The organism is Brevibacterium linens, from assembly GCF_003999335.1.
Taxonomy (GTDB): Bacteria; Actinomycetota; Actinomycetes; order Actinomycetales; family Brevibacteriaceae; genus Brevibacterium; species Brevibacterium linens.
In genome coordinates this window covers 2,533,143-2,557,759 of the sequence record NZ_CP026734.1, presented here as the reverse complement: position 1 = coordinate 2,557,759, position 24,617 = coordinate 2,533,143, and the positions used below count along the sequence as shown (strand labels likewise).

At 66.2% G+C, this 24,617-nt stretch carries 22 protein-coding genes; 15 read left to right on the top strand and 7 right to left on the bottom strand.

Annotated features, from left to right (window positions below; translation table 11 throughout):
• Window positions 1–57: 57 nt before the first annotated feature.
• A complete protein-coding gene (locus tag CXR29_RS11565; protein ID WP_101553672.1) occupies window positions 58–1,128 on the bottom strand; it encodes a D-alanyl-D-alanine carboxypeptidase family protein in 1,071 nt (356 codons plus the stop codon).
• A gap of 549 nt (window positions 1,129–1,677) precedes the next feature.
• On the opposite strand from CXR29_RS11565, the gene rpsB reads away from it, so the two are divergent.
• From rpsB to CXR29_RS11520, 9 genes are all read left to right on the top strand, one after another.
• Window positions 1,678–2,586 carry a 30S ribosomal protein S2 gene (gene rpsB, locus CXR29_RS11560; RefSeq protein WP_101553674.1) on the top strand — a complete coding sequence of 303 codons (909 nt, stop codon included), beginning with the start codon at window positions 1,678–1,680 and terminating at the stop codon, window positions 2,584–2,586.
• A gap of 33 nt (window positions 2,587–2,619) precedes the next feature.
• On the top strand, window positions 2,620–3,447 hold the full coding sequence (gene tsf, locus CXR29_RS11555; protein WP_101553675.1) for a translation elongation factor Ts: 828 nt from the start codon (window positions 2,620–2,622) through the stop codon (window positions 3,445–3,447).
• A 212-nt stretch (window positions 3,448–3,659) separates the two neighbouring features.
• Window positions 3,660–4,412, top strand: a complete 753-nt coding sequence (pyrH, locus tag CXR29_RS11550) for a UMP kinase (protein WP_025777304.1) — start codon at window positions 3,660–3,662, stop codon at window positions 4,410–4,412.
• Between the two features lie 136 nt (window positions 4,413–4,548).
• Window positions 4,549–5,106 carry a ribosome recycling factor gene (gene frr / locus CXR29_RS11545; protein ID WP_025777303.1) on the top strand — a complete coding sequence of 186 codons (558 nt, stop codon included), beginning with the start codon at window positions 4,549–4,551 and terminating at the stop codon, window positions 5,104–5,106.
• Window positions 5,106–6,128: a phosphatidate cytidylyltransferase gene (locus CXR29_RS11540; RefSeq protein WP_127364593.1), complete on the top strand. Its 1,023-nt coding sequence runs from the start codon at window positions 5,106–5,108 to the stop codon at window positions 6,126–6,128. The genes frr and CXR29_RS11540 overlap by 1 nt, the downstream gene beginning before the upstream one ends.
• Window positions 6,129–6,371: 243 nt before the next feature.
• Entirely contained in the window at window positions 6,372–7,601 is a 1,230-nt protein-coding gene (gene rlmN / locus CXR29_RS11535; RefSeq protein ID WP_025777301.1) for a 23S rRNA (adenine(2503)-C(2))-methyltransferase RlmN, read from the top strand.
• A gap of 100 nt (window positions 7,602–7,701) precedes the next feature.
• Window positions 7,702–8,262: a DivIVA domain-containing protein gene (locus CXR29_RS11530; RefSeq protein ID WP_025777300.1), complete on the top strand. Its 561-nt coding sequence runs from the start codon at window positions 7,702–7,704 to the stop codon at window positions 8,260–8,262.
• Window positions 8,255–8,929 (top strand): hypothetical protein, encoded by a 675-nt coding sequence (locus tag CXR29_RS11525; RefSeq protein WP_101553677.1) that lies wholly within the window; start codon window positions 8,255–8,257, stop codon window positions 8,927–8,929. The genes CXR29_RS11530 and CXR29_RS11525 overlap by 8 nt, the downstream gene beginning before the upstream one ends.
• 109 nt (window positions 8,930–9,038) lie before the next feature.
• Window positions 9,039–10,016, top strand: a complete 978-nt coding sequence (locus tag CXR29_RS11520) for a N5-glutamine methyltransferase family protein (protein ID WP_206516208.1) — start codon at window positions 9,039–9,041, stop codon at window positions 10,014–10,016.
• A 126-nt stretch (window positions 10,017–10,142) separates the two neighbouring features.
• Here CXR29_RS11520 and CXR29_RS11515 read toward each other — a convergent pair whose 3' ends face one another.
• Window positions 10,143–11,342 (bottom strand): acyl-CoA dehydrogenase family protein, encoded by a 1,200-nt coding sequence (locus tag CXR29_RS11515; protein WP_025777297.1) that lies wholly within the window; start codon window positions 11,340–11,342, stop codon window positions 10,143–10,145.
• 169 nt (window positions 11,343–11,511) lie between these two features.
• Between CXR29_RS11515 and dxr the strand changes: the two genes are divergently transcribed.
• Both dxr and CXR29_RS11505 read left to right on the top strand, forming a co-directional pair.
• Window positions 11,512–12,732: a 1-deoxy-D-xylulose-5-phosphate reductoisomerase gene (gene dxr, locus CXR29_RS11510; RefSeq protein ID WP_127364592.1), complete on the top strand. Its 1,221-nt coding sequence runs from the start codon at window positions 11,512–11,514 to the stop codon at window positions 12,730–12,732.
• The gene (locus CXR29_RS11505) at window positions 12,729–14,294 is read left to right on the top strand and encodes a M50 family metallopeptidase (protein WP_127364591.1); all 1,566 of its coding nucleotides are present in this window, start codon (window positions 12,729–12,731) and stop codon (window positions 14,292–14,294) included. The genes dxr and CXR29_RS11505 overlap by 4 nt, the downstream gene beginning before the upstream one ends.
• A 30-nt stretch (window positions 14,295–14,324) precedes the next feature.
• Here the strand turns inward: CXR29_RS11505 and CXR29_RS11500 are convergent, their stop codons facing one another.
• Window positions 14,325–15,725 carry a serine hydrolase domain-containing protein gene (locus CXR29_RS11500; RefSeq protein ID WP_127364590.1) on the bottom strand — a complete coding sequence of 467 codons (1,401 nt, stop codon included), beginning with the start codon at window positions 15,723–15,725 and terminating at the stop codon, window positions 14,325–14,327.
• Window positions 15,726–15,932: 207 nt separating this feature from the next.
• Here CXR29_RS11500 and ispG point away from each other — a divergent pair, with 207 nt between their 5' ends.
• Both ispG and CXR29_RS11490 read left to right on the top strand, forming a co-directional pair.
• Window positions 15,933–17,096 carry a flavodoxin-dependent (E)-4-hydroxy-3-methylbut-2-enyl-diphosphate synthase gene (gene ispG, locus CXR29_RS11495; RefSeq protein ID WP_127364589.1) on the top strand — a complete coding sequence of 388 codons (1,164 nt, stop codon included), beginning with the start codon at window positions 15,933–15,935 and terminating at the stop codon, window positions 17,094–17,096.
• An 81-nt stretch (window positions 17,097–17,177) separates the two neighbouring features.
• Window positions 17,178–18,059, top strand: coding sequence for a GNAT family N-acetyltransferase (locus CXR29_RS11490; RefSeq protein WP_127364588.1), 882 nt, complete (start codon window positions 17,178–17,180; stop codon window positions 18,057–18,059).
• A 157-nt stretch (window positions 18,060–18,216) separates the two neighbouring features.
• On the opposite strand, the gene CXR29_RS11485 is transcribed toward CXR29_RS11490, so the two are convergent.
• Window positions 18,217–18,633 carry an RNA-binding S4 domain-containing protein gene (locus CXR29_RS11485; protein WP_025777291.1) on the bottom strand — a complete coding sequence of 139 codons (417 nt, stop codon included), beginning with the start codon at window positions 18,631–18,633 and terminating at the stop codon, window positions 18,217–18,219.
• Complete coding sequence (locus tag CXR29_RS11480; RefSeq protein ID WP_240811922.1) at window positions 18,633–19,523, bottom strand: NUDIX hydrolase; 891 nt, start codon at window positions 19,521–19,523, stop codon at window positions 18,633–18,635. Before CXR29_RS11480 ends, CXR29_RS11485 begins: the two co-directional genes overlap by 1 nt.
• Before the next feature lie 206 nt (window positions 19,524–19,729).
• Here CXR29_RS11480 and CXR29_RS11475 point away from each other — a divergent pair, with 206 nt between their 5' ends.
• Together CXR29_RS11475 and CXR29_RS11470 are read left to right on the top strand one after the other, a co-directional pair.
• On the top strand, window positions 19,730–21,577 hold the full coding sequence (locus tag CXR29_RS11475; protein ID WP_101553683.1) for a proline--tRNA ligase: 1,848 nt from the start codon (window positions 19,730–19,732) through the stop codon (window positions 21,575–21,577).
• 9 nt (window positions 21,578–21,586) lie between these two features.
• Window positions 21,587–22,396, top strand: a complete 810-nt coding sequence (locus CXR29_RS11470; protein ID WP_101553684.1) for a TSUP family transporter — start codon at window positions 21,587–21,589, stop codon at window positions 22,394–22,396.
• A 68-nt stretch (window positions 22,397–22,464) separates the two neighbouring features.
• Here the strand turns inward: CXR29_RS11470 and CXR29_RS11465 are convergent, their stop codons facing one another.
• Complete coding sequence (locus CXR29_RS11465) at window positions 22,465–23,484, bottom strand: aminoglycoside phosphotransferase family protein (RefSeq protein ID WP_127364587.1); 1,020 nt, start codon at window positions 23,482–23,484, stop codon at window positions 22,465–22,467.
• Window positions 23,481–24,476 carry a hypothetical protein gene (locus CXR29_RS11460; RefSeq protein ID WP_101553686.1) on the bottom strand — a complete coding sequence of 332 codons (996 nt, stop codon included), beginning with the start codon at window positions 24,474–24,476 and terminating at the stop codon, window positions 23,481–23,483. Before CXR29_RS11460 ends, CXR29_RS11465 begins: the two co-directional genes overlap by 4 nt.
• Window positions 24,477–24,617 lie beyond the last annotated feature (141 nt).

Sequence of the window (24,617 nt, the reverse complement as noted above, 5' to 3'; positions counted from 1 at the left end):
ACCCACCGCGCTCGGCCGGCAGAGTCATAGCGGAAGCGTCGGTCCGACTGCGGCGTGCTACTTCCGAAATTCCCAGTGCCAGGGCTCGGGCAGCGATCCCGTCTGCCGTGCCCAGCCGGGATGGATCCACCCGAACTTCGGCGCATTCGCCCGCATCCACTGATGCTGTGCGGTGCCGAAGGAATTGATCCCGCCGCCGAGGTCGACCGCCAGTGCCCACCCATGGTTTGACGTTCCCGGAGTCGCCGCCATCCGCCCCTTCCGTCGTTTGAGGACCACCTGCGTGGCGTAGTCCCGGTAGGCGTCGGTGACCGAGATCGGGGCACCGAACCGAGCCTCGAACGCTGTCGAGAGCCGATCGAAAGCCGCTTGAGCATCGCAGCGCAGCATCTGTCCGGGAGCCGACTCCAACGCACACATCGCCGAGGCGGGAATCCGCCCATTGCGGTGACCACCCCACGCTCCGGCACCGGAGGCGGTCGAACCCCCACCTCCTCTCGGTTCTTTCGCAGGCTTCCGCGACAGCGGCAGCAGCGCCGACTTCTCCTGACCGAAGAACTTGCCCGGATCGACGTACCTCTTCTCGCTCGCGGCCGGCCATGCTCCGATATGCAAGCACGAACGCTGACAGTGGCCACCGCTGCCCACCGTGCCGATCTGCTCACCAGCTTTGAAATCTTCACCCTTGACCAACGACGATTCGGCCGGTTGGAACGTGAGAACGTGATCGGAATCGGTGAGAATGCTGACGGTCGCAGTCCCCGCGACCGTGCCGGCGAAGCGGATCGTCCCTCCCGTCGGTGCCCGCAGCGGCTCGCCGACGACAGCGAGCACGTCGATTCCGCGATGGCCGGTCAGCCACGGCTGATCCGGAGGGTCGAAGGCTGTGATGATCTCCATCGCCGGCACCGGTGTGAGCCAATTGGTCGGTGCACTCCTGTGCGGATCGTTGTGCGCAGAAATCGAGGCGGGTCCTGTGGCGGCGCTCGCCACCGGGGGAGTGCCCGTGAGCACAAGAGCCGCTGCGACGATTACGGCAAGAAGCAGTGACTGCGGTGAGCCGAGGCTTGAGCGTCTCGCCCGGAGGCGGAACAGCTGGCGGAGGCGGTCGAGCGCGATGTGAGGCATGGGAGCATGCAACCCCGTCGTGCACGGTCGTGTCACCCGCGAGGATCACCCCTGTGGACGGACCTTGTCCATCCACAAGGCGCCGACGTTCGAGTCGCACGCCAGTCCACAGGAAGCGGTGGTCGAGTGCACCGAGACCACTGTGATCCGGCTCCTCACGACGATCGGGACCGTGCGCTCCGGCGCTCGACTCGCCGAGCGATCCACACCCGTCGACGCACGAGTCGATGCGATGATCCGGATCGGTGGGCCGCCTCGGCGGGGGATCGATCGTGATTGGAAATGACTTGCCCAAACGGGATAGACTGAGACCAGCAGAAGCGTGTCTTCTGACTACGCGTATCCGAATTCTTCTCCTTCCCGTGGTGCAGGCAACCGTCAGGTGTGCCTGTGGGGCGGACGAACCGGGTACCAGGAATCAACCGAAAATGTCATCGACGCATCCTGTCGATCGAATCGACGTGGACCATTAAAGGTTCGCTGTGAGAACGATCGACGCGCGCGTGACGTAAAAGCACCCCGAGGGTGCACAGAAAGGAGGGCGTCGGCATGGCCGTCGTCACCATCCGCCAGCTGCTCGACAGCGGCGTACACTTTGGACACCAGACCCGTCGTTGGAACCCGAAGATGAAGCGCTTCATCTTCACCGAACGCAACGGCATCTACATCATCGACCTGCAGAAGTCGCTGGGCTACATCGACAACGCCTTCGAGTTCGTCAAGGAGACCGTGGCCCACGGCGGCTCGATCCTCTTCGTCGGCACCAAGAAGCAGGCCCAGGAATCCATCGCTGAGCAGGCTCAGCGCGTGGGCCAGCCCTACGTCAACCAGCGTTGGCTCGGCGGTATGCTCACGAACTTCCAGACCATCTCGATGCGTCTGCGCCGGCTGAAGGAACTCGAAGAGATCGACTTCGACGACGTTGCAGGTTCCTCGCACACCAAGAAGGAACTGCTCATCCTGCGTCGCGAGAAGGACAAGCTCGAGAAGACCCTCGGCGGCATCCGCGACATGCAGCGCACCCCGTCGGCCGTCTGGATCGTCGACACCAAGAAGGAACACCTCGCGGTCGACGAAGCCAAGAAGCTGGGCATCCCGGTCATCGGCATCCTCGACACCAACTGCGACCCGGACGACGTCAACTACCCGATCCCGGGCAACGACGACGCCATCCGCTCGGTCTCGCTGCTGACCCGCGTGGTCGCCGACGCCGTGGCCGAGGGCCTCATCGCCCGCCACTCCTCGGACGACGCCAGCGGAGAGAAGAACGTCTCCGCCGTCGAGCCCATGCCCGAATGGGAGCGCGAGCTCCTCGAAGGCAAGACCGAAGAGAAGCCCGCCGAGGCTGCCGCTCCGGCTGCCGACGCCGCTGAGGCTGCTCCCGTGGCTGACGCCGAGAACGCTGAAGCTGCTCCTGCCGCTGAAGCTGCCGACTCCACCGAGTCGACCGAGTCCTGATTTCGTTTAACTCCACCATCCTGAGGAGAAAGAATGGCAAACTACACTGCCGCTGATATCAAGGCACTGCGCGAGAAGACCGGCGCCGGAATGATGGACGTCAAGAAGGCTCTCGACGAGGCCGACGGCGACCAGACGAAGGCCATGGAGGCCCTGCGCATCAAGGGCCTCAAGGGCGCCACCAAGCGCGAAGGCCGCTCGACCTCCGACGGTCTGGTCGCGACCTCCGTCGAAGGCGGAGTCGGCACCATGATCGAGCTCAACTCGGAGACCGACTTCGTGGCGAAGTCCGAACCGTTCGTCAAGCTCTCCGAAGAGGTCCTCGAACTGGCCGTGGCGAACAAGGCCGATTCGGCCGAAGCGCTGCTGGCCGCCGAGACCGACGGCAAGCCCGTCTCCCAGTTCATCACCGAATCCGGTGCCTCGCTGGGCGAGAAGGTCGAACTGCGTCGCGTGGGCCGCGTCGAAGGCTCCAAGATCGCCTCCTACCTGCACCGCACCAACAAGGACCTGCCCCCGCAGGTCGGCGTGCTGCTGGCATTCGAGGGTGACGACGAGACCGTGGCACACGATGTCGCCGTGCACATCGCCGCCATGGCTCCGAAGTACTTCTCCCGCGAAGACGTTCCCGCCGATCTCGTCGAGAACGAGCGTCGCATCGCCGAAGACACCGCGAAGAACGAAGGCAAGCCCGAACAGGCTCTGCCGAAGATCATCGAGGGTCGCGTCAACGGCTTCTTCAAGGAGAACTGCCTGCTCGACCAGGGATTCGCCAAGGATCCCAAGCAGTCCGTGGCCAAGGTGCTCGAGGCTGCCGGCGTCAAGGCCACCGGCTTCCTGCGCTTCCGCGTCGGAGCCTGATGCGCCACTGACCGTGAAGCAGACTGATCTCTGCTTCCCAGGTTCATCGAGTGAGTGAGAACTCACCGGCGAAGCGGGGTCGGACCAATCGGTCCGACCCCGTTTTTCGCTAGACTGACCCAGACGCCCGAACACAGGCACCCGAAGACAGACGCCCGCACACAGTGACGATCCCACCGGGTACAGACCTGCCCGCACGGAAGAAGGACTCCATGACAAGCACCCCTGTTCACGAATCCAGCTATGCCAGCCGAGCCCTCCGGACGCACCGCCGCCGCGTTCTGCTCAAGCTCTCCGGCGAGGTCTTCGGCGGCGGCAAGATCGGCGTCGATCCCGACGTCGTGGCCGCAGTTGCCCGCGAGGTCGCACCCACCACCGAGGATGTCGAGGTCAGCATCGTCGTCGGCGGCGGCAACTTCTTCCGCGGAGCCGAACTCTCACAGCGCGGCATGGACCGCACCCGCGCCGACTACATGGGCATGCTCGGCACCGTGATGAACTGTCTGGCCCTGCAGGACTTCCTCGAACAGGCGGGCGTCGACACCCGCGTGCAGACCGCGATCCCGATGTCGCAGGTCGCCGAATCCTATATTCCCCGCCGCGCCATGCGGCACATGGAGAAGAACCGCGTCGTCATCTTCGGCGCCGGCGCCGGACTCCCGTACTTCTCCACCGACACCGTCGCCGCTCAGCGTGCACTCGAGGTGCACGCCGATGAGGTCCTCATCGCCAAGAACGGTGTCGACGGCGTCTACACGGCCGACCCCAAGGTCGACCCGAACGCCGAGAAGATCGCCGAGATCAGCTACCAGGACGCCCTGCAGCGCGGTCTCAAGGTCGTCGACGCGACCGCCTTCAGCCTGTGCATGGACAACAAGCTGCCGATGCACGTCTTCGGGATGGAAGGCGAGGCCAACCTGCGCAAAGCCATCATCGGTGAGAAGATCGGCACGGTCGTCCACTGACGCACGCCCCGATCGAGGCGGCAGGCCGACTGGCATCAACGCAGGTGAGAACATTCCTGTGATCGTGCGGTGCGGCATTTTTCAGTGTTGACCCATAGAATGAACCCAAAGCTTTAAGAGATGGAAAGAGGCAACCGTGATTGAAGAGACACTGGCCGAAGCCAGAGAGAAGATGGACAAGGCCGTCGAATTCACGCAGGAGGACTTCGCGTCGATCCGCACCGGCCGCGCCAATCCCGCACTGTTCGCCGATATCGAGATCGACTACTACGGTGCACCGACGCCGCTGCAGCAGCTCGCCTCGTTCCAGACGCCCGAGGCTCGCACGATCCTCGTGACCCCCTACGACAAGGGCACGCTGACCGATATCGAGACCGCACTGCGCAACTCCGACATCGGCGCGAACCCTGCCAACGACGGCAACGTCATCCGCGTCGTCCTCCCGGACCTCACCGAGGAACGCCGCAAGGAGTACGTCAAGATCGTCAAGGGCAAGGCCGAAGACGGCAAGGTCTCCATCCGCAACATCCGCCGTCACGCCAAGGAGGCGCTCGAACGCATCAAGAAGGACGGCGAGGCCGGAGAGGACGAGGTCACTCGCAGCATCTCCGAGCTCGACGATCTGACGAAGAGCAAGGTGGACAACGTCGACAAGCTGCTTGCGCAGAAGGAAGCTGAGCTGCTCGAGGTCTGATGATCGCCGTGACTGGGTCCGACAGCCCCGCGACTGATCCGGCTCCCCCCGGGGAGCCGGATCAGTCAGGCGAGGCCGCGCGGGTTGAGACCCCTTTCCCCAAACGTCGAGACCTGCGCAATTCGGACAAGCCGTATTCGCCCGACGATCCGGAGTCGAATCCCACCGCCGAGGCGGCTGCCGCCGAAGCCGAACCGGAAGCGAAGGACTACGGCCGGGCCGGACGGAACCTGCCGGCCGCGATCGGCATGGGACTGCTCATCGGCGGCGTGGTTCTCGCGTCCCTGATCTTCCTGCCGATCTCCTTCCTCTTCATCGTCCTCGTCGGCATCGTCGCCGCCATGTGGGAGCTGGCGAACGCGCTGTCACGGTCCGGCTCCCTGGTCTCGCGCGTACCCACCATGGTGTCGGCCGCCTGCATGGTCGTCGCCACCTTCATCGGCGGCCGTGAAGCACTCTGGGTCACCTTCGCCGCCAGCGCCGGAGCAGTCATGCTCTTCACGATGGTCGAGCGCCGGAAGAATGCAGTCAAAGACGTCTCGCTCTCCCTCTTCGCTCTCACCTACGTCGGCCTCATGGCCTGCTTCATCGTCTACATCCTCACCCAGCCGGACGGCAACTTCTACGTCATCATCTTCCTCGCCTCCGTCGTCGCCTCCGACACCGGCGGCTACGTCTTCGGCGTGCTGTGGGGCAGACACCCCATCGCCCCGCGGATCTCTCCGAAGAAGTCCTGGGAGGGCTACCTCGGCTCCACGGTCTTCGCCGCAGCGGTCGCGACGGTCCTGGCGATCACGGTCGTCGGCGCTCCGTTCTGGACCGGGCTGGTCATCGGCGCGGTGATTCCCGCGTTCGCCACCCTCGGCGACTTCAGCGAATCGATGATCAAGCGCGACCTCGAACTCAAGGACATGGGCACCCTGCTGCCCGGCCACGGCGGTGTGATGGACCGCCTCGACTCGATCCTGCCGACAGCCCCCGTCGCGCTCGTCCTCTTCTCGGTCCTGCCCGGCTACCTCTGAGCTGATCGCCGAGGCGGCTGATCGTGCAAGCGTCCTCCGGCCCGCTGGGTTCGGCCCCTCCCGACATGGCGGCTGATCGACACCGCGCGAACCGAGCGTTCCGAGCCGACCGCCCGACGTGGCGGCTCGCACACGACAGGCGCGCGGCGAACATGAGACAATGGCCGTGTGAGTTCTCAAGCAGGCAGAAGGCAGACCAGGCCCGTCGTCGAACATGCCGACGGCACGACATCGAAGACCCCGATGCGCGATGGCCGTCCCCTTCTCAACTTCAAGTCCGCACGGGTCAAGCAGCCGCCTCAGCATCTGGCCGATATGACGATGGATGAACGCATCGCCGCGGTCACAGAGATGGGGCTGCCCGCCTTCCGGGCCAAGCAGATCTCCACCCACTACTTCAGCCACTACGTCACCGACACCGAGGCGATGACGGACCTGCCCAAGGACAAGCGGGCAGAGATCCAGGAACGGTTCTTCCCGCACCTGCTCACCGAGGTGCGCCGCCTGCGCACCGAGAACGGCGACACCATCAAATTCCTGTGGCGGCTCTTCGACGGCGCTCTCGTCGAATCCGTGCTCATGCGCTACCGCAACCGTGTCACCCTGTGCGTGTCCAGCCAGTGCGGCTGCGGAATGAACTGCCCGTTCTGCGCCACCGGCCAGCAGGGCCTGACCAGGAACATGTCCACGGCCGAGATCGTCGAGCAGGTCGTACGGGCCAACCAGGTCATCGCCGCCGGTGAGCTCTCCGAGGCTCCGACGTCGGATATGCCCGGTGCCGGCGAGACCGCGCTCGGTGCGGAAGCCGACGATGACGATGCGGCGGGGGAGTCCGCGTTCGACCCGGAGGCGACGGCCGCCTCGGCGAAGGGACCCGAACGGGTCTCGAACATCGTGTTCATGGGCATGGGCGAACCCCTGGCCAACTACAAGCGCGTGATGAACGCGGTTCGCCGGTTCGTCGGACCGAGCCCCGAAGGGCTGGGCATGTCGGCCAGGCGGATCACGATCTCCACGGTCGGGCTCGTGCCCGGCATCAACAAACTCGCCGCCGAGGACATCCCCGTCACCTTCGCACTCAGCCTGCACGCCCCCGATGACGAGCTGCGCGATGAGATGATCCCGGTCAACACACGGTGGAAGGCCGACGAGGCCATCGACGCCGCCTATAACTACTACCAGGTGACCGGACGCCGGGTGAGCATCGAATACGCGCTCATCAAGGACATGAACGATCACGCCTGGCGTGCCGAACTGCTGGCGAAGAAACTCAACGCCCGCGGACGCGGCTGGGTCCACGTCAACCCGATCCCGCTCAACCCGACCCCGGGGTCGGTGTGGACTGCCTCCGAACCGGACGTCGCCGACGAATTCGTCCACCGCCTCATCGATCAGGGCATTCCGACGACGATCCGCGATACCCGCGGCTCCGATATCGACGGCGCCTGCGGACAGCTCGCCGCAGCCGACTGATCGATGCTCGGATCGGCACCCGCCGACCGCGGCCACGCAATTTCTGCGGCTTCCATCTATCATGGTGGAAACACCACAGCCACTCGCTTCTGGAGGAGACATGGCGGACACGACTTTCCCTCGAATGTCCGGATGGAAGAACGGATACGACCCCAAGCAGGTCGACAGCTTCTTCAAACGTGCACGTGAGTCCTTCGAACGGCCGACGCCGCAACCCGGCGACCTCGACTCCCGGGCGGTGCGCACGGTCGGCTTCGACCTCGTCCGCAAGGGCTATCACGTCGCCGTCGTCGATGCCGCGCTCGATCGTCTCGAAGACGCATTCGCCAAGCAGGCCCGCGACCGCCTCATCGCGCAGTCCGGTCAGGACGCCTGGGTCTCCGAACTCACCCGTGTGGCCGCGTCCCTGCGGGGACGCCTGGTCCGTGAGCCCGGGGAGCGCTTCGACAACCCGCCTCCCGGAGTCATCGGCTACGACATCACCCAGGTCGACGACATGTGCGACAAGGTCAATTCGTACTTCACGCAGGGCGTGGCGATGAGCGTCGACCAGGTCCGCCGCGTGCTGTTCAAGACCGCGAAAGGCAAGAAGGCGTACAACGAGGACCAGGTCGATGCGTTCATCGACCGTGTCGTCGAAGTGATGGCCTCCGTTGACTGATTTCCACTACTTCGCGGTTCCGACCGCGACCGATCCCGGCACGCTCAACCCGGTGTACGAACTCCTCGACTTCCCGATCGCCATGGGCCGGGCCGAGGACGTCGTGCTGACCGGTCCGGCACCGGAGAAACCGCTGGTCGACGGTCGTGAAGTCACCGATCCCCGCCTGATCAAGGCCCTGTCCGTTCCGGTCGAGCTCGACCGCGCCGAGGTGCTCGACCGCAGTTCGAAGCTCGCCGGAGTGCTGCGCGCCATGGGTGTCGTTCCCGAATCCGGAGCCCGGTTCACCTTCGCCGAGGATGTCCCGCCGCTGGCGCGGGCGCTCGGTGTTCTTGCCGCCGCCCGGATCGGGCTCGTCGTGGATCTGCGGGCAGGGGCTGCGTCTGACTCTGCTTCAGACCTGGTGGTTCTCCACGCCATCGAAGACACACCGATCGAACCGGGGCGTGCCTCCGTGCGGGTCACCCGGTCGCGCTTCGAAGGCGTCGGAGTCACGATCGGGTCTGAAACCGCGAACCTCGACCAGGCGATGCGCGACTCCCGCGTCGAATTCGCCGCCGTGGTGCCGCTCGACCCGCAGCGCACGCTGGTGCTCACCGACGACGGTGATCTTGAGGCGAGTTCGAGCCTCGACTGGTACCGCACCGAGGTCCTCTCTGCTTCCTGAGCCCCGGACGTCTGGGGGCTTCGACACCGATGATGGTGTCGACGATCCGGCCTCTGCGGACCCGCGGCCTGCGGACCCGCGGCCTGCTGATCTGCGTTCGGCTGAGACGGTGGCTGCCCTGCGCGCGGCCGGCTGTGTCTTCGCCGAAGACGAAGCGGCGATCCTCCTCGAGACAGCGACCGCGTCTGCTGTCGACTCGCCCACGGTCGACGGGCCCGCTGTCGACGGGTCTGCTGGCGACGGGTCTGCTGGCGCTCATGCTGCGCCGAGACTCGGTGAGCTGGTGGCTCGTCGCGTTGCCGGCGAACCCCTCGAGCAGATCGTCGGTTGGGTCGATTTTGCGGGCTTGCGATTGAACGTTGAGCCCGGAGTGTTCGTGCCGCGGCAGCGGACCGCTCTGCTCGCGACGCACGCGGTGTCCGCGGTTCAGCGGATGGTGGACTCACGAGGGAACAGGCCGGAGACCAACTCACGAAAGAACGGGGCAGAAGCAGAAGCCGGCGTCGCGGCAATGCGACCTGTTGTGCTCGAAGCGTTCTGCGGGGTCGGACCGGTCGCCTCGGCGGTGGCCGCGTCGGTGCCGGGGGTCGATATTCACCTCGGTGATGCGCAGGCGGAGGCTGTGGGTTGTGCGGTGGGGAATGCCGAAAGCTGTGTTCACACGGGGGAGTTCGGCCGGGCAGGCGAATCAGTGCCGGCACTGGAGGCCGGCACCACCGTGACGGGGCATGTCCTCGACTGCCTGCACGGACTGCCCGACTCACTGCACCAGTTGATCTCGGTGATCGCGGCGGTCCCGCCCTACGTTCCTGAAACTGCGGCCGATTTTCTGCCCCATGAGGCCCTCGACTTCGAGCCGAGCACCGCTCTGTTCGGCGGACACGACGGACTCGACCTCGTGCGCCGACTCATCACGGAGTCACTCGACTGGCTGGGCCCGGACGGTGTGCTGCTCATCGAGCTCGGGCGAGGTCAGGTCGCAGAGGCCACCGGGTTCGCCACCGAGCGGGGGCTGGCAGCCCGGAGCCACCTCGGCGAGGATGACCACACGGCCGTCCTCGAACTGCGCCGGGGCCACTGGAACTGACAACGGCCGGCTGCGTACCGACTGGCTCAAAGTGTCCGTGCAGTGCATTAGGGCCGGGCGCGGGCACTTTGAGCCAGTCGGTGGGTGGGTGCAGCCGGTACCCCGGCCCGCCCCTGGAGCTGCGGCTCAGTTCGCGAAGGCGTTGATCCCGGTCATCGTCCGACCCAGGGTCAGCTGATGCACCTCATGGGTGCCTTCGTAGGTGAGCACGGTCTCGAGGTTGACCGCGTGACGCAACGGCGGGTATTCGCTTGTGATGCCCGACCCGCCGAACAGGGCGCGCAGGTCACGGCAGACATTCATCGCGGTATCGACATTGACCATCTTGCCCAGGCTGATCTGCTCTGGACGGACACCCTTCTCTGAGTCCTTGAGCTTGCCCAGATGCGCGGCGAGCAGAGTGATCTGCGAATACTGGCCGAAAGCCTTCGCCAACTTCTGCTGCGTGATCTGGAACGAGGCCAGCGGACGATCGAACTGCACACGGGTCCCGGTGTACTCCAGCGCCGAGAGCAGGGCATCACGGGCCGCGCCGGTGACACCGAAGACGATTCCGTAGCGAGCCTCGGACAGGCAGGACAGGGGTCCCTTGAGTCCCTTGGCCTTCGGCAGCATCGCGTCCTCGGGCAGACGGACGTTGTCGAGGACGATCTCACCCGTGATGGATGCGCGCAGCGAGATCTTGCGGTGGATCTCCGGGGTCTGCACACCCTCGGTGTTCGAGGGGACGACGAAGCCGCGGACGACGTTCTTACCCAAGCCATCGACCTCCTCGGTCTTGGCCCACACGACCATGACGTCGGAGACCGGGGAGTTCGTGATCCACATCTTCGCGCCGTTGAGGATCCAGTCGGATCCGTCCTTCTTCGCGGTCGTCTTCATCCCCGACGGGTCGGAGCCGACATCGGGTTCGGTCAGACCGAAGCAGCCGATGGCCTTGCCGGCGGCCATCTTCGGCAGCCATTCTTCCTTCTGCGCCTCCGATCCCCAATGGTGGATGGCGAACATGGCCAGCGATCCCTGCACGGACACGAGCGACCGCAGACCGGAGTCGACGGCTTCGAGCTCCCGGCAGGCCAGTCCGTACTGAGTCGCCGTCGAACCGCCGCAGCCGTAGCCGTCGAGGTGCATGCCGAGCAGACCGAGCTCGCCGAGTCCTTCGGCCAGTTCGCGAGCGGGGATGGTGGCGTCGAGGAAGTAGTCGCCGATCTTCTCCCGGACGTTCTCGTCCAGCCACTTCTTCACGATCGATGCGAATTCGAGGTCATCGGGTTCGAAGACCGAATCCAGTCCAAGAATGTCGTCAGGGCTCAGCGTTGTGCTCATATCCATCTCTTTCGCCATTGATTCTTCTCACTCACTGTTTCACCGGAGCGCGGTGGACAACCGACGCATCCGAACCACAAGATCTCCGCGGCTCCCTGGGCGGAGATCGAAGCGACACACACGAACGTGTCGAGTCATTTCCCAGAGAACTTTGGCATCATCGGTTGGCGTGAGTAAACGTGGTTTCATTGTAGTCGGCTCAACCGGTTCGGTCGGCACCCAGGCCCTTGACGTCCTTGCCGAACACCGCGACGAGCACGCGATCGTCGGCTTGGCCGCCGGTTCCCAGCTCGACCTTCTGCTCGAGCAGGCCCTCGATTTCCACGTTCCCGTCATCGGGCTCACCACTCCTCCTGCCGGCGGCGAGACCGAGGTGCGTGCGCGACTGACCGAGTTGGCTGCCGAGCGGGGGATCACCGATCCCGTCGACGCCATCCACCTCGGTGACGACGCCGCCGAGGCGGTCGCACGTTTGGCCGCGGACATGGTCCTCAACGCGATCACCGGTGCCGCCGGTCTCGGCGCGACCCTGGCCGCCCTCGAACGCGGCACGGATGTGGCCCTGGCGAACAAGGAATCCCTCATCATCGGCGGGTCCATCGTCCTCGACGCCGCTCGTGCCTCCGGGGCGCGGCTGGTGCCGGTCGACAGTGAGCATTCCGCCATCGCCCAGGCGCTGCGCGCCGGCACGCACGGTGAAGTCAGCAAACTCATCATCACCGCTTCGGGCGGACCGTTCCGCGGAATGACCCGCGATGCCCTGCGTCGGGTCACCCCCGCCCAGGCGCTCAACCACCCCACATGGTCGATGGGGGCGATGATCACCATCAACTCGGCGACCCTGGTCAACAAGGGCCTCGAAGTCATCGAAGCCCACCTGCTCTTCGACATCGACTTCGACCACATCGAAGTCGTCGTCCATCCGCAGTCGCAGATCCATTCGATGGTCGAGTTCACCGATGCCTCGACGATCGCGCAGATCTCCCCACCGGATATGCGCCTGCCGATCTCCTATGCTCTGGGCACCCAGGACGACGGAACGACGAAGCGACTGACCTCGGGAGCCGTCCCGCACAATTGGGGTCAGCCCATGCACTGGTCGTTCGAACCGGTCAACCATCTCACCTTTCCCGCGCTCGGCCTGGCCATCGACGCCGGTAAGAAGGGGCGCAGCTACCCCGCGGTGCTCAACGCCGCCAATGAGGAACTCGTCGCAGCGTTCATCGCCGGTGACATCGCCTTCACCGGAATCGATAAAGGTCTGGCCCGAGCCCTGGCCGCCCACGAACCTGCGGCCGAACACACGGTGGAGACCGTGCTGGCCGCCGACGGGTGGGCCAGGGACTTCGCTCGCGCCGACGTCGCCGAACAGAACGGGGGCCGCCGATGACCGTTGTGCTCTACATCGTCGGGATCATCCTGTTCCTCATCGGCATCTCGATCTCGATTGCGCTGCACGAACTCGGCCACCTCACTCCGGCGAAGAAGTTCGGAGTCAAAGTCACGCACTATATGGTCGGCTTCGGACCGACCCTGTTTTCCTTCCGCCGCGGTGAGACCGAATACGGCATCAAAGCCTTCCCCCTCGGCGGGTTCATCGCGATGCCGGGAATGTACCCGCCGGAAGAGGCCACGAAGTCCCGCCATGAGACAGCCGCCGCTGGACGGAAAGGCGGTGCCGCCGGCATCGTCGTCGACGGCGGGGTCGACGGCGGGGTCGACGGAACGGCGGGCCGCCTCGGCGAACCGGACGGGGCGCCGGACTCAACGGACAACGAAACGTCGGGCCGGCTCGGCGGAGGGACGGAAGACGGCGACGCCGCACCGCTGCGTCGGGACCGGAAGAAACGGAAGGGGCGGCTGTTCGAAGATACGATGGCCGATGCCCGGGAGTTCTCGAATCAGGAGATCGAGCCGGGGGAGGAGCGCCGGACGTTCTATGCGCTCAGCGTGCCCAAACGGCTCGTCGTCATGTTCTCGGGTCCCTTGGTCAACCTCGTCCTGGGCATCCTCATCATGGCGATCTCGCTGCTGGGCATCGGTGTGATCACTCTGACGACGACCGTCCAGACCGTCGTCGAATGTGCGGTGCCCGCCTCCGAGGCGCAGCAGCGTCCTGCCTCGGAACAGAACACCTGCCGTGACGACGATCAGCTCACTCCCGCGTGGGAAGCCGGGATCAAACCGGGGGACGAGATCACCGCGATCGCCGGCGTCGAGACGAAGGACTGGGATCAGCTGTCCTCGGTCATCAAGGACCATGCCGGCGAACGCGTCGACGTCGACTTCATCCGCGACGGTCAGGCCCAGACGGTGACGGTGCCGATCATCGCCACCGAACGGCCGAAGGTCGACGACGCGGGCAAGGCCGTGCTCAACCCGGACGGGACCCCGCAGACCGAGACACAGGGATTCTTCGGCGTCGGACCGGTGCAGGAACGTCAGTCACTGCCGCTCGATGAGTTCCCCGGCGCCGTGTGGGACCAGGTCTCAGGAGTCTTCCACGCGATCCTGACGCTGCCGGTCAAACTCGTCGACATCGGCGAGGTGGCCGTCGGCACGAAGGACCGCGATGCCGAGGGACTCGTCGGCATGGTCGGCGTCGGCCGCATCGCCGGCGAGATCGTGTCGACCGACCAGATCGACGTCGTCGACAAGGCGCAGATGGGGCTGGGCATGCTCGGCTCACTCAACATCTTCCTCTTCGCGTTCAACATGATCCCGCTGCTGCCCCTCGACGGCGGACACATCGCCGTGGGCCTCTACGAAGGTGCGCGCCGCCGCATCAACCGGTGGCGCGGACGCGGGCTGGTCGGCCCCTTCGACACCGCGAAGCTGCTGCCGCTGACATACGTGTGCATCGGACTGATGCTGTGCATGACGGCGCTGCTCGTCTACGTCGACCTCGTCAAACCCATCACCCTCGACGCGATCTTCAACTCCGGCGGGTAGGCCGGGCCGGGCCGGCGCGGGCTGTCGAACTCAGGAACTGAGGGTGATCGCCTGGACCTCGCCGAGGTGATTGAGCCCGACCGTGATCGTGGACTTCGCCTCGGCTGTGCCCGGCACCGTGACCACTCCGCGCAGTGGGGAGACCATCTCGAGGTCCGCCTCGGCGAAGGGACGGTCGAGCTGCTTCTCCGCCCGCCACCGGGCGAAGCTCTCCCGCCGCTCGTCACGGGGTTCGTCGAGGTCCACGTTCACCCCGAAGATCTCCTCGGCGACGGTGTCGTCGAAGTCATTGACGAGGTTGGCCGCGGTCATCACGGTGTCGATCTGGGCTCGGCCCGCAGAGTAGCAGGGCACCGGCGCCGAGGTGGTCCGCCGTTCCAGCCGTATGCCCTGTTGCCCCGTGGCCGCCGCCCACCCGAGGTCGAGCGCATCTTGGACCACACGCTGCGCCGGATAGTACGTGGTGTTGCCGAGGACGACGAGGCTCAGCCCCAGGTCGGGGAACCAGCGCATATGTGAGCCGTACCCGGGGTAGCCGCCGGAATGGCAGACGACTCGGCCGAAGCGCGTGTCCAGTCGAGTCTCGAGCCCGTGCCCGTAGCTGAGCGACTCCGCGTGATGGTCGCTCGTCTGGATCTCCATGGTCCGTCGTGGCTGCTGGTCGTCGGTCAGTATCCGTGACAGGGACCCGGGAGCGTAGGAGTCAATGCGTTCGAGGGCGTCGAGATGCGCGCCCATCCATGTGCCGATGTCGTTCACGGTGGAGATGATCCCGCCGATGGGGGAGAAGACCCCGGGCCCGGTGAGTTCGGCCGAGTGGAGGCCACCGCCCAGATCGACTCGGTGACCGGGCGCCAGGTCCGGGAAGTCGGTGTGGTCGAAACCCGTGCGCGTCAGCGTCAGGGGTCCGACGATCTCCGCGGCCACGAGTTCGGTGAACGGTCTGCCCGTGACCGCCTCGGCGACCATGCCGAGAAGCGCATAGCCGAGGTTCGAATACTCATAGCCGGTGTCGGCTGGGGCGCAGGCGATGGCGCCGCGGTGCAGCCAGTCGGTGAGCTCGGCCGGAGTCATCGCCTCCATCCTGTCGGCCCACGGGTCGTCCTTGGTGAAACCGGTGCTCATCGTCAGGGCCTGCCGGCAGGTGCGGTCGGCAATGGCCGTACCGGCCATTTCGGGGAGCAGGGCAGAGAAGGGAGCGTCGAGGTCGAGCGCGTCGGCGGCGAGGACCCCGATGGCCGCGGCGGTGAAGGACTTCGTCATCGAAGCGATCCGGTACGGAACGTCGGCGTTGACGGTTCGGGCAGGGTCGCCTCGGCGAAAGACTCCCCATGCCAGGGATCCACCCTGGTCGTCGAGCTGCTGTGCTGCGGCATCGAGAGCCGCAGACATCGCCTCGACATCGGGTTCGACGAATCCGGGTGTGCTCACAGGGCTGCTCCTTCGTGCCGATGGCAGGTCACCTTCACACTACCGTCAGCCGGTGACACGAAGGCGATTGCCGATTGCGCCCTGCGGACGGACAGCCCTGTGTCTGTGCGAGGTCCTACAATGGTGATGGTTCGCACAATCCGGGTCCCGCATCGGCGCCGGCTCGGACATTGTGGCTGGTCACCAGCCTGACTGAAGGGATCCTTCGTGACATCGGTCAATCTCGGAATGCCCGCGCCACCGCCTCCCGTGCTCGCTCCGCGGAGGAAGACGAGGCAGATCAACGTCGGAAAAGTGGGGGTGGGGTCCGAATCCCCGGTGAGCGTGCAGTCGATGACGACGACGCAGACGACGGACATCAACGGCACCCTGCAGCAGATCGCCGAACTCACCGCCGCCGGCTGCGATATCGTGCGCGTGGCCTGCCCGACCGCCGACGACGCCGCAGCCCTGCCGATCATCGCCGGCAAATCCCAGATCCCCGTCATCGCCGACATCCACTTCCAACCCAAATACGTCTTCGCCGCCATCGACGCCGGCTGTGCGGGAGTGCGCGTCAACCCCGGCAACATCCGCAAGTTCGACGACCAAGTCAAGGAGATCTCGAAGGCCGCCGCCGAGGCGGGTGTGTCCATCCGCATCGGCGTCAACGCCGGCTCCCTCGACAAACGGCTGATGGACAGATACGGCAAGGCCACGCCCGAAGCGCTCGTGGAATCCGCCTTGTGGGAGGCGTCCCTGTTCGAAGAACACGGATTCTATGACTTCAAGATCTCCGTCAAACACCACGACCCTGTGATCATGGTCCGCGCCTACGAACTGCTCGCCGAGCGCGGCGATTGGCCGTTGCACCTCGGCGTCACCGAGGCGGGGCCGGCCTTCCAGGGCACGATCAAATCCGCCACCGCCTTCGGTCACCTGCTGGCCGAGGGGATCGGGGACACCATCCGCGTCTCCCTGTCGGCTCCTCCGGCCGAGGAGGTCAAGGTCGGCAACCAGATCCTCGAATCCCTCAACCTGCGGCCCCGGAAGCTCGAGATCGTCTCCTGTCCGTCCTGTGGGCGTGCGCAGGTCGACGTGTACACGCTCGCCGAACGCGTCACCGCCGGACTCGAAGGCATGGAGGTGCCGCTGCGGGTGGCCGTCATGGGCTGCGTGGTCAACGGCCCCGGTGAGGCCCGAGACGCCGACCTCGGTGTGGCCAGCGGCAACGGCAAAGGGCAGATCTTCGTCAAGGGTGAGGTCATCCGAACCGTGCCCGAATCCGAGATCGTCGAGACCCTCATCCACGAGGCCAACCGCATCGCCGAGGAGGCCGCGGGGCAGCCATCCGGTGCTGCGTCGGGGCCGCCTGAAGTCACCGTCGGGTAGGTGCGATACCTTGTGAGGACGAACAGATACATGGTCCACTCATCGGCCCATGCTGACGGCTGAGAAAGAGTTCAGGGGCACATGGCGCTGAGGATCGCACGACTGGAACATCAGCACACCCGGTGGCTGACGGACCTGCTTGCGCGCATTCCCTGTGAGAACGTCTACCTCATCTCCCTGCTCGAAGTCACAGGTACCGCCCGTCTGGGCTCTCCTGCCGGCACACTGTACGGAATCTTCGACGGTGACCGGCCCGTCGCCGCCTACTGGGTGGGCGGCAACATCATCCCGGTCGCGGCGACTCCGGCGACGAACGAAGTGCTTGCCCGCAAGCTCAATGCCGACGGTCGTGTGTCCTGCTCGCTCATCGGCAACCGGTCGGTCATCCTCGACCTCCAGCAGCGACTCAATTGGGGGCGTCCGCGGGGAGTGCGCGAACGGCAGCCTCTGCTGGCCATCAGTTCCGACCCGCAGGTCACCCCCGACGAGCATGTGCATCGGGTGACCCTCGACGACCTGGGTGCGGTGTTTCCCGCCAGTGTGGACATGTTCACCAAAGAGGTCGGATTCTCACCGATCGAGGACGGCACCGCCGGGTACCTGTCGCGAGTGCGCGGGATCATCCGCGGCAAGAACTGCTATGCCCGGATCTCTGCGAGCCTGCCCCAAGGAGGCGCGGTGCCGAGGTGGCCGGCGAGGGAGCAGGACGAACAGGTGCTGTTCAAGGCCGATATCGGCATCCGCGCTCGCCGCATCGTCCAGGTCCAAGGGGTATGGGTCCATCCCGCAGCGCGCAATCAGGGGCTCGGGGCTGCGGGCATGGCCGCGGTCGTCCAGCGCACCCGCGACAAAGGCCATTCCACGGTGAGCCTGTATGCCAATGACTACAACGAGACGGCGCTGCGCATGTACGCCCGCGTCGGCTTCGAACAGGTCGGCACCTTCGCCACCGTCATGTACTGAGCGCTCGGACGTTCAGGTATTGGAAGATCTCACCGACCGCTCGAGTTGCCGTCGCTGTATCACGTTATGCGGTGAGCGGTCGGCGGCAACGTGAGCTCTCGGCGGGCAGGGGGCGTTCTGCGGTGAGCGGTCGGCGGCAACGTGAGCTCTCGGCGAATCAGTCGCGGCGGTTGCGCGACCGGGGCTTGGCCAGATCGCCGAGGAACTTCTCCATCTCCCGGCGGTCCTTCTTCGTCGGACGCCCCAGCCCTTTGTCGCGTCGGGGCACGAAGCCGCGCAGCGCGGGATCGGGCGGGGGAGTGAGGTCCTCATAGCACTGTACGGCCACACTGGCCTGCATCCGGGTGGGGATGAACCCGGTGATCCTCCAGATGAACTCGGACCCGGCCTTGCGCACCCGCACCTCTTGGCCGATCGTCACTTTCTGCGCGGCCTTGACCCGCTGACCGTCGACCTGCACATGCCCGCCACGACACGCCTGAGTGGCGAGGTTGCGGGTCTTGAACATCCGCGTCGTCCACAGCCACACGTCGACGCGCATGTGCTTGGCCGCATCCCGGTTGATCTCGGTCATCAGCGATGACCGTCCGGAGAATTCGGGCCGGCAGGGCGGGTATCGGCAGTGTGCGTGCCCGATGAGTGCACGCCCGCATCGGCCCCATCGGGCGCCTGGATCCGGGTGTCGGCGCGCAGCGCCAGAGCCGAACGCCGGGTGAATGTCTGCGCCGGACGACCTCGTCCCTGGCTGACGGCCTCCCCGGTGGGATCGAGCAGAGGCAGCATGGTGCGACGGAACGTATCGGCCTGCAGGCTCTCCCCGGCGACGATCTCATGGAGTTCGCGCAGCTGCCGCAGCGAGAACTCCTGCTCCAGCAGCCCGAAGGGATCCGGGGTGCGCTCGTGAAAGGCCCGCAGGCGGTGCACGGCCACGCGCACGATCTCCTGATGTTCGGCACTGAGCTCACCGACATCGTGGACGGGCACGAGCTTCCGGCTGTGGACGGGGGAGTCCGGGTGATCGGAATCCGACTCCGCAGACTCAGGGTCGGCAGCCTCGGGGAGGGCTGCCTCGGTGGGGGACGTCTGGGCTCCCTCGGTCGCAGCATCCGGCACGGCCGCCTCGGTGGGATCGCCCTCCTCGGCGAGTCCGACATCGGAGGCGGAGAGTACGTCGAGATGGGCCACGGAGATCACCCAGCCGCGATCATCACGGTCGGGCTGGTCGAACACGTGCAACTGGACGGGGGCGCGGTCGACCAACCGGGCCTTCTCGCGCAGACAGCGGGCGACCGCCTCGGCGAGGCGTTCCTGCGGACGCAGGATCGACCCGGGCAGCTGCCACACTCCGTCCCCGGGATGGGTCATGAGAACATGCAGGCCACGGCCGGGCACGGGGCAGAGGACCGCGGTGTCGACCGCGACCGAGGGCCGCGGGAACTGCGTGAGTTGGCTGGGATCAGGCATGCTCTTCGTATCGTTCGGACTCGTCTTCTCAGCGGGGACCGGGCGGGGGACAGGATGGCCCCGCCCGATGCCGGGCTTCGGTGCTGCAGTCCCCAGTCTAATTCTCTTCCCGCAGGTGACGAATCCGCACCCGCTCGGATTCCCTCCGGCTCGCCCGCGTGCGATAGTGTTCGATCTGAGTCTTGACAAGTTGAGGAGATTTACCCATGGCCCTGCGCATGTCGTCCCTGTTCGTGCGAACCCAGAAGGAGGACCCGGTCGGCGCCGAGGTGGCCAGCCACAAACTGCTGCACCGTGCCGGATACATCCGCAGGTCGGCACCGGGAATCTACACGTGGCTGCCGTTGGGCCTGGCCGTGCTGGGCAAGATCGAGGCCATCGTGCGCGAAGAGATGGCGCTCGCCGGCTCCCAGGAGGTCCACTTCCCGGGTCTTCTGCCCGCCGATCCGTACAAGAAGTCCGGCCGTTGGGAGGCCTTCGGACCTGACCTCTTCCATCTCAAGGACCGCCGCGAGAATGACTACATCCTCGCCCCCACCCATGAGGAGGTCTTCACCCTCCTGGTCAAGGATCTGTACTCCTCTTACAAAGACCTGCCGCTGTCGATCTACCAGATCCAGACGAAATACCGCGACGAGGCTCGCCCTCGGGCAGGACTGCTGCGCGGGCGCGAGTTCATCATGAAGGACGCCTACTCCTTCGACATCGACGACGCCGGACTCGACGCCTCCTACGAGGCCATGCGGGTGGCCTATCTGCGGGCCTTCGCCCGCCTCGGCCTGCCGTGCCTGCCGGTCAAGGCGACCCCGGGTGCCATGGGCGGCTCCGGAACAGAAGAATTCATCTACCCCTCCGAGGTTGGCGAGGACACGTTCGTGAAGTCGCCCGGCGGATATGCCGCGAACGTCGAGGCCGTGACCTCGATCGTGCCCGAGGCGATTCCCTACTCGCAGTCGCCGGCCGCCCATGTCGAAGACACCCCGGACACCCCGACGATCGAGACCCTCGTGGCCGCGGCGAACGCCTCGCACCCGCGCTCCGATCGCGAATGGACGGCCGCAGACACGCTGAAGAACGTCGTCTGCGCCGTCACCCACCCCGACGGCACCCGCGAGATCATCGTCATCGGCCTGCCCGGTGACCGCGAAGTCGACCTCGACCGGGCCGCCGGCACCGGAATGCTCGGCGACGGTGAGGTCGACCTCGAAGCCGCGACGCCTGAGGATCTCGCCGCCCACCCGGAGCTCGTCAAGGGCTACATCGGACCCGGCAACTCCCTCGATGCCCCGGTGCTCGGCATCGAATCGCCCTCGAAGATCCGCTACCTCCTCGACCCTCGCGTCGTCGATGGCACCCGCTGGATCACCGGCGCCAATGAGCCCGGCCGTCACGTCTTCGACCTCGTCGCCGGACGCGACTTCACCGCCGACGGCACCATCGAAGCCGCCCAGGTCGTCCTCGGCGATCCGGCACCGGACGGCTCCGGTCCGCTGGAACTGGCCCGGGGTGTCGAGATCGGTCAGATCTTCAAGCTCGGCCGCAAGTACTCCGAATCCCTCGACCTCAAGGTGCTCGACCAGAACGGCAAGGCGACCACCGTGACCATGGGTTCCTACGGCCTCGGCGTCACCCGTGTCATGGCCTGCATCGCCGAGGAGTACCATTCCGAGGACGGACTCCTGTGGCCGCAGCATCTGGCCCCGGCCGATGTGCACATCATCGTCGCCGGCAAGGGCGAGGAGATCGCCGCAGCCGCCGAGAAGATGACGACCGAACTCGAAGCCGACGGTGTCAGCGTCCTGCTCGATGACCGCAACAAGGTCTCGCCCGGGTTCAAGTTCGCCGATGCCGAGCTCATCGGCATCCCCACCGTCATCGTCGCCGGCCGCGGACTGGCCGACGGCGTCGTCGAGGTGCGTGACCGTCTGGCCGGGGAGAAGTCCGATCAGCCCGTCGCCGAGGTGGTCCCCGCCACCGTGGCACGGGTGCGTGAGGCGTACGCGAAGGCCGCAGCCGCAGCCGATGCGGCGGTCAGCGCCGACCGGAACGCCTGAGCCGCCTCGGTGTTCGACGCCCTCGCCGGAGGCATCGACGTCACCTGGACGATAGTCCTGTGGCTGCTCGCCGCGGGAGTCCTGGCCGGCTGGATCGATGCCGTCGTCGGCGGGGGCGGACTGATCCAGCTGCCCGCGCTGCTGCTCGTGCCGGGGATGAGCCCCGTCCAAGCGGTTGCGACGAACAAGGTCGGGTCGATTGCGGGCACGACCGCCTCGGCGATCACCTATCTGCGCACGATCACCCCGGACCGGTCGGCGACGATCCCGGCCGCGGCCTCGGCGTTCTTAGGCGCCGTGCTCGGGGCGAAGCTCGCGACCTTGGTGCCGGCTGAGGCGTTCACCCCGATCATCCTGGTCGCGCTCATCGGGGTCGGGATCTTCACGGTGCTCAACCCGAGCCTCGGGGCCGACGCCACCCTGCGGTTCGGGGAAACGTCGAAACGCCACCACGCGCTGTCGTGGCTGATCGGGTTCGTCATCGGCATCTACGACGGGGTGCTCGGACCGGGCACGGGATCGTTCCTCGTCATCGCCTTCGTCTCGATCATCGGATTCTCGTTTCTGCAGGCCTCGGCGACGGCGAAGGTCATCAACTGGGCAACGAACTTCGGAGCGCTCGTCTACTTCATCCCCGACGGTCAGGTCGTCTGGCTGCTGGGCGTGGTCGTGGCCATCGGCAACGTCACCGGTGGAATCTTCGGTGCCCGCACCGCGCTGGCGAGGGGCTCCGGGTTCGTCCGTGTCATCTTCGTCATCGTCGTCTCCGTGCTGATCCTCAAGCTCGGCTTCGACGTCATCGCCACCCTCATCCACTGATTACTACCTGACGGGGGCCCAGCAACCTCGCGCGAGGTTGCTGGGCCCCCGTCAGGTAGCAAGTGGGGTCAGCCGATGGGTTTGAGGGCGTGAGCGTTGACTCCGGCGACATCGGCGCCGGACAGGGCGCGGGCCACCCACAGGGAACGAGCCGCATCGGCCAGGCTCGAATTCGACCCACCGGAGGCTGCGCGCAGGTACCAGAACATGTTCGTGATCTCACGAGCCACGGTCGCGCCCATCCCGTACTGCGGATCGACCCCGGCACACAGCGCCAGGTCCGTGGCGAAGCCGCGCAGCCACGCCGCCTGCGCCTGCGGATGGTCCGAGGGGATCTCGGCCAGACGGTTCCACAGGATCGGGGCCAAGGTGTACGCGGTCGGACCGGCCAAGGGCTGCGGATCGATGGCCTTCCATGTCGAAATGCCCGTCGGGTCGGGGTTGCCGGCGAGAATGTTGTAGTAGTGCAGATCGGCATGGATGAGCCAGTTCTCATCCGACGAGGCCAGGGTCTGCATCCAGCTGCGGGCGAACGACAACAGCAGGGAATCGTGCGGACCCGCCTCCGACCACCCGGTCAGCAGCGCGGCATCGGCATCGAACGAGTTCAGCCACCCGGCCACGACATCCTGGACGCGCAGGAACTCCGAGGTCGCCGGAATCTCCAGGGACCGTTGCAGGGCACCCCAGATCGGTGGCACATCGGCCAGGGGCAGCACGGAGAGATTGTCCTTCGTGCGCAGCCGCTCCTGCAGAGTGACCCGGAAGCTGCGATCATCCCGAATGACCCGCACGGCCCCGTGCCCGTTCCACATCTTCAACGCGCGCAGCACCTGCGCATGCGCTGCCGTGTGCGCCGAGGTGGGAGCCGCGAACCGCAGCACCCCCTGATAGTTCTCCTGCGTGAGCACCGGAATCACCAAGGACTCGCAGCCGGCCCATGGGGCGCCGGGCACATCGTCGAAGCGCAGCTTCCACCGGTCGAGGAGCTCATTGGCCATATAGTCGAGCGCCGCAACCCACGAATCGGTGCGGTATTCGCCGATGATCTCGCGCGTCGCACGGTAGAGAACCGGTGGAACCTTCACTTCTGCACCTCCGCCTGCCCGGGTTCGTCATAGGTGAATCGCAGCGGCTGCGGGTCGGCGAAGACCGATCGGGTCCGGGCCGATTCCCACAGCCGCAGAATCGCCGAGGCGTCCGCCTCCAACCAGGGCAGAAGTGCCGACGCGATGCCGTCCTCGAGGGAGAGCGCGAGGTCCTTCGCGGAGTCCGCGTCCGTCGGGGTGGGGTCGAGCTTCCACGCCGAGGCGGCCGGATCGGCCGTGTGCTCACCGAGGCGTTCGAGCATCTCCCCGGACAGAGCACCCAGGGATTCGAGCCGAGCCAGCGCAGCCGTGCGTTCGCGTGACTTCGAGCCGAAGTTCACGGCGAGCCGCTCATAGCCGTACGCGGCCGCCCGGGACTGGTTGAGGATCGCGTTGTACATGTCTGCCTGCCCCGCGGTCTCCTCGCTTCCGGAGTCATTCGCTCCGGCATCCGCGTCGGCCTTGCCGGCGGCGCTGGGCGACGCCGTCGACTCAGCGCCGCGGTCCGAGCCGTCGAGCTCCTCACGCCCGGCACGGATGAGTTCGGCGGCGGTGGTGATGATCTCCGGCTTCTTCGCCCCGGCCACCAGGGCCAGCCCTGTGGCCACATCGGCCAGGACGGGAATGAGACCCGATCCCAGGGACGCCGAGGCCTCGAAGACGGCGCGGGAGGCCACCTCGGCGGCTTCGACGAAGGTCCGTTCATCCTCGGTCGGGGGTGCCTCGGTGGCGAACTCTGTCGGCGGATTCCACACCGGTCCGACCGCCGCAGCGAAAGCGGCGAGGTCCTCACCAGCGGTTTCGGGATCCCCTGTGCCGGGGGAGGCGGAGTCGAGGATGCGGGCCAGACGGTTGCGCAGCTGCTGGGTCGCATCCAGCGTGGGGATCTCCGGGTCCTGATCGAGTCGCAGACCGCAGGCGGTGAGCAGACCCACGCTCAGCCCGCCGACGCCGGCAGTCAACAGGCCGCGGCGACTGACGGGAAAACGCATACGGCAATCCTATCGGATGCCTCGTCACGGGCGGGGGAGACCCGATCGACACCCGAACCGGGACGAAGGCTTAACCTCGACGGCGGCTGTCGCTTAGGGTGGGTGAGAACACGGCGGTCGCACACGTGCACGGTACGCCGG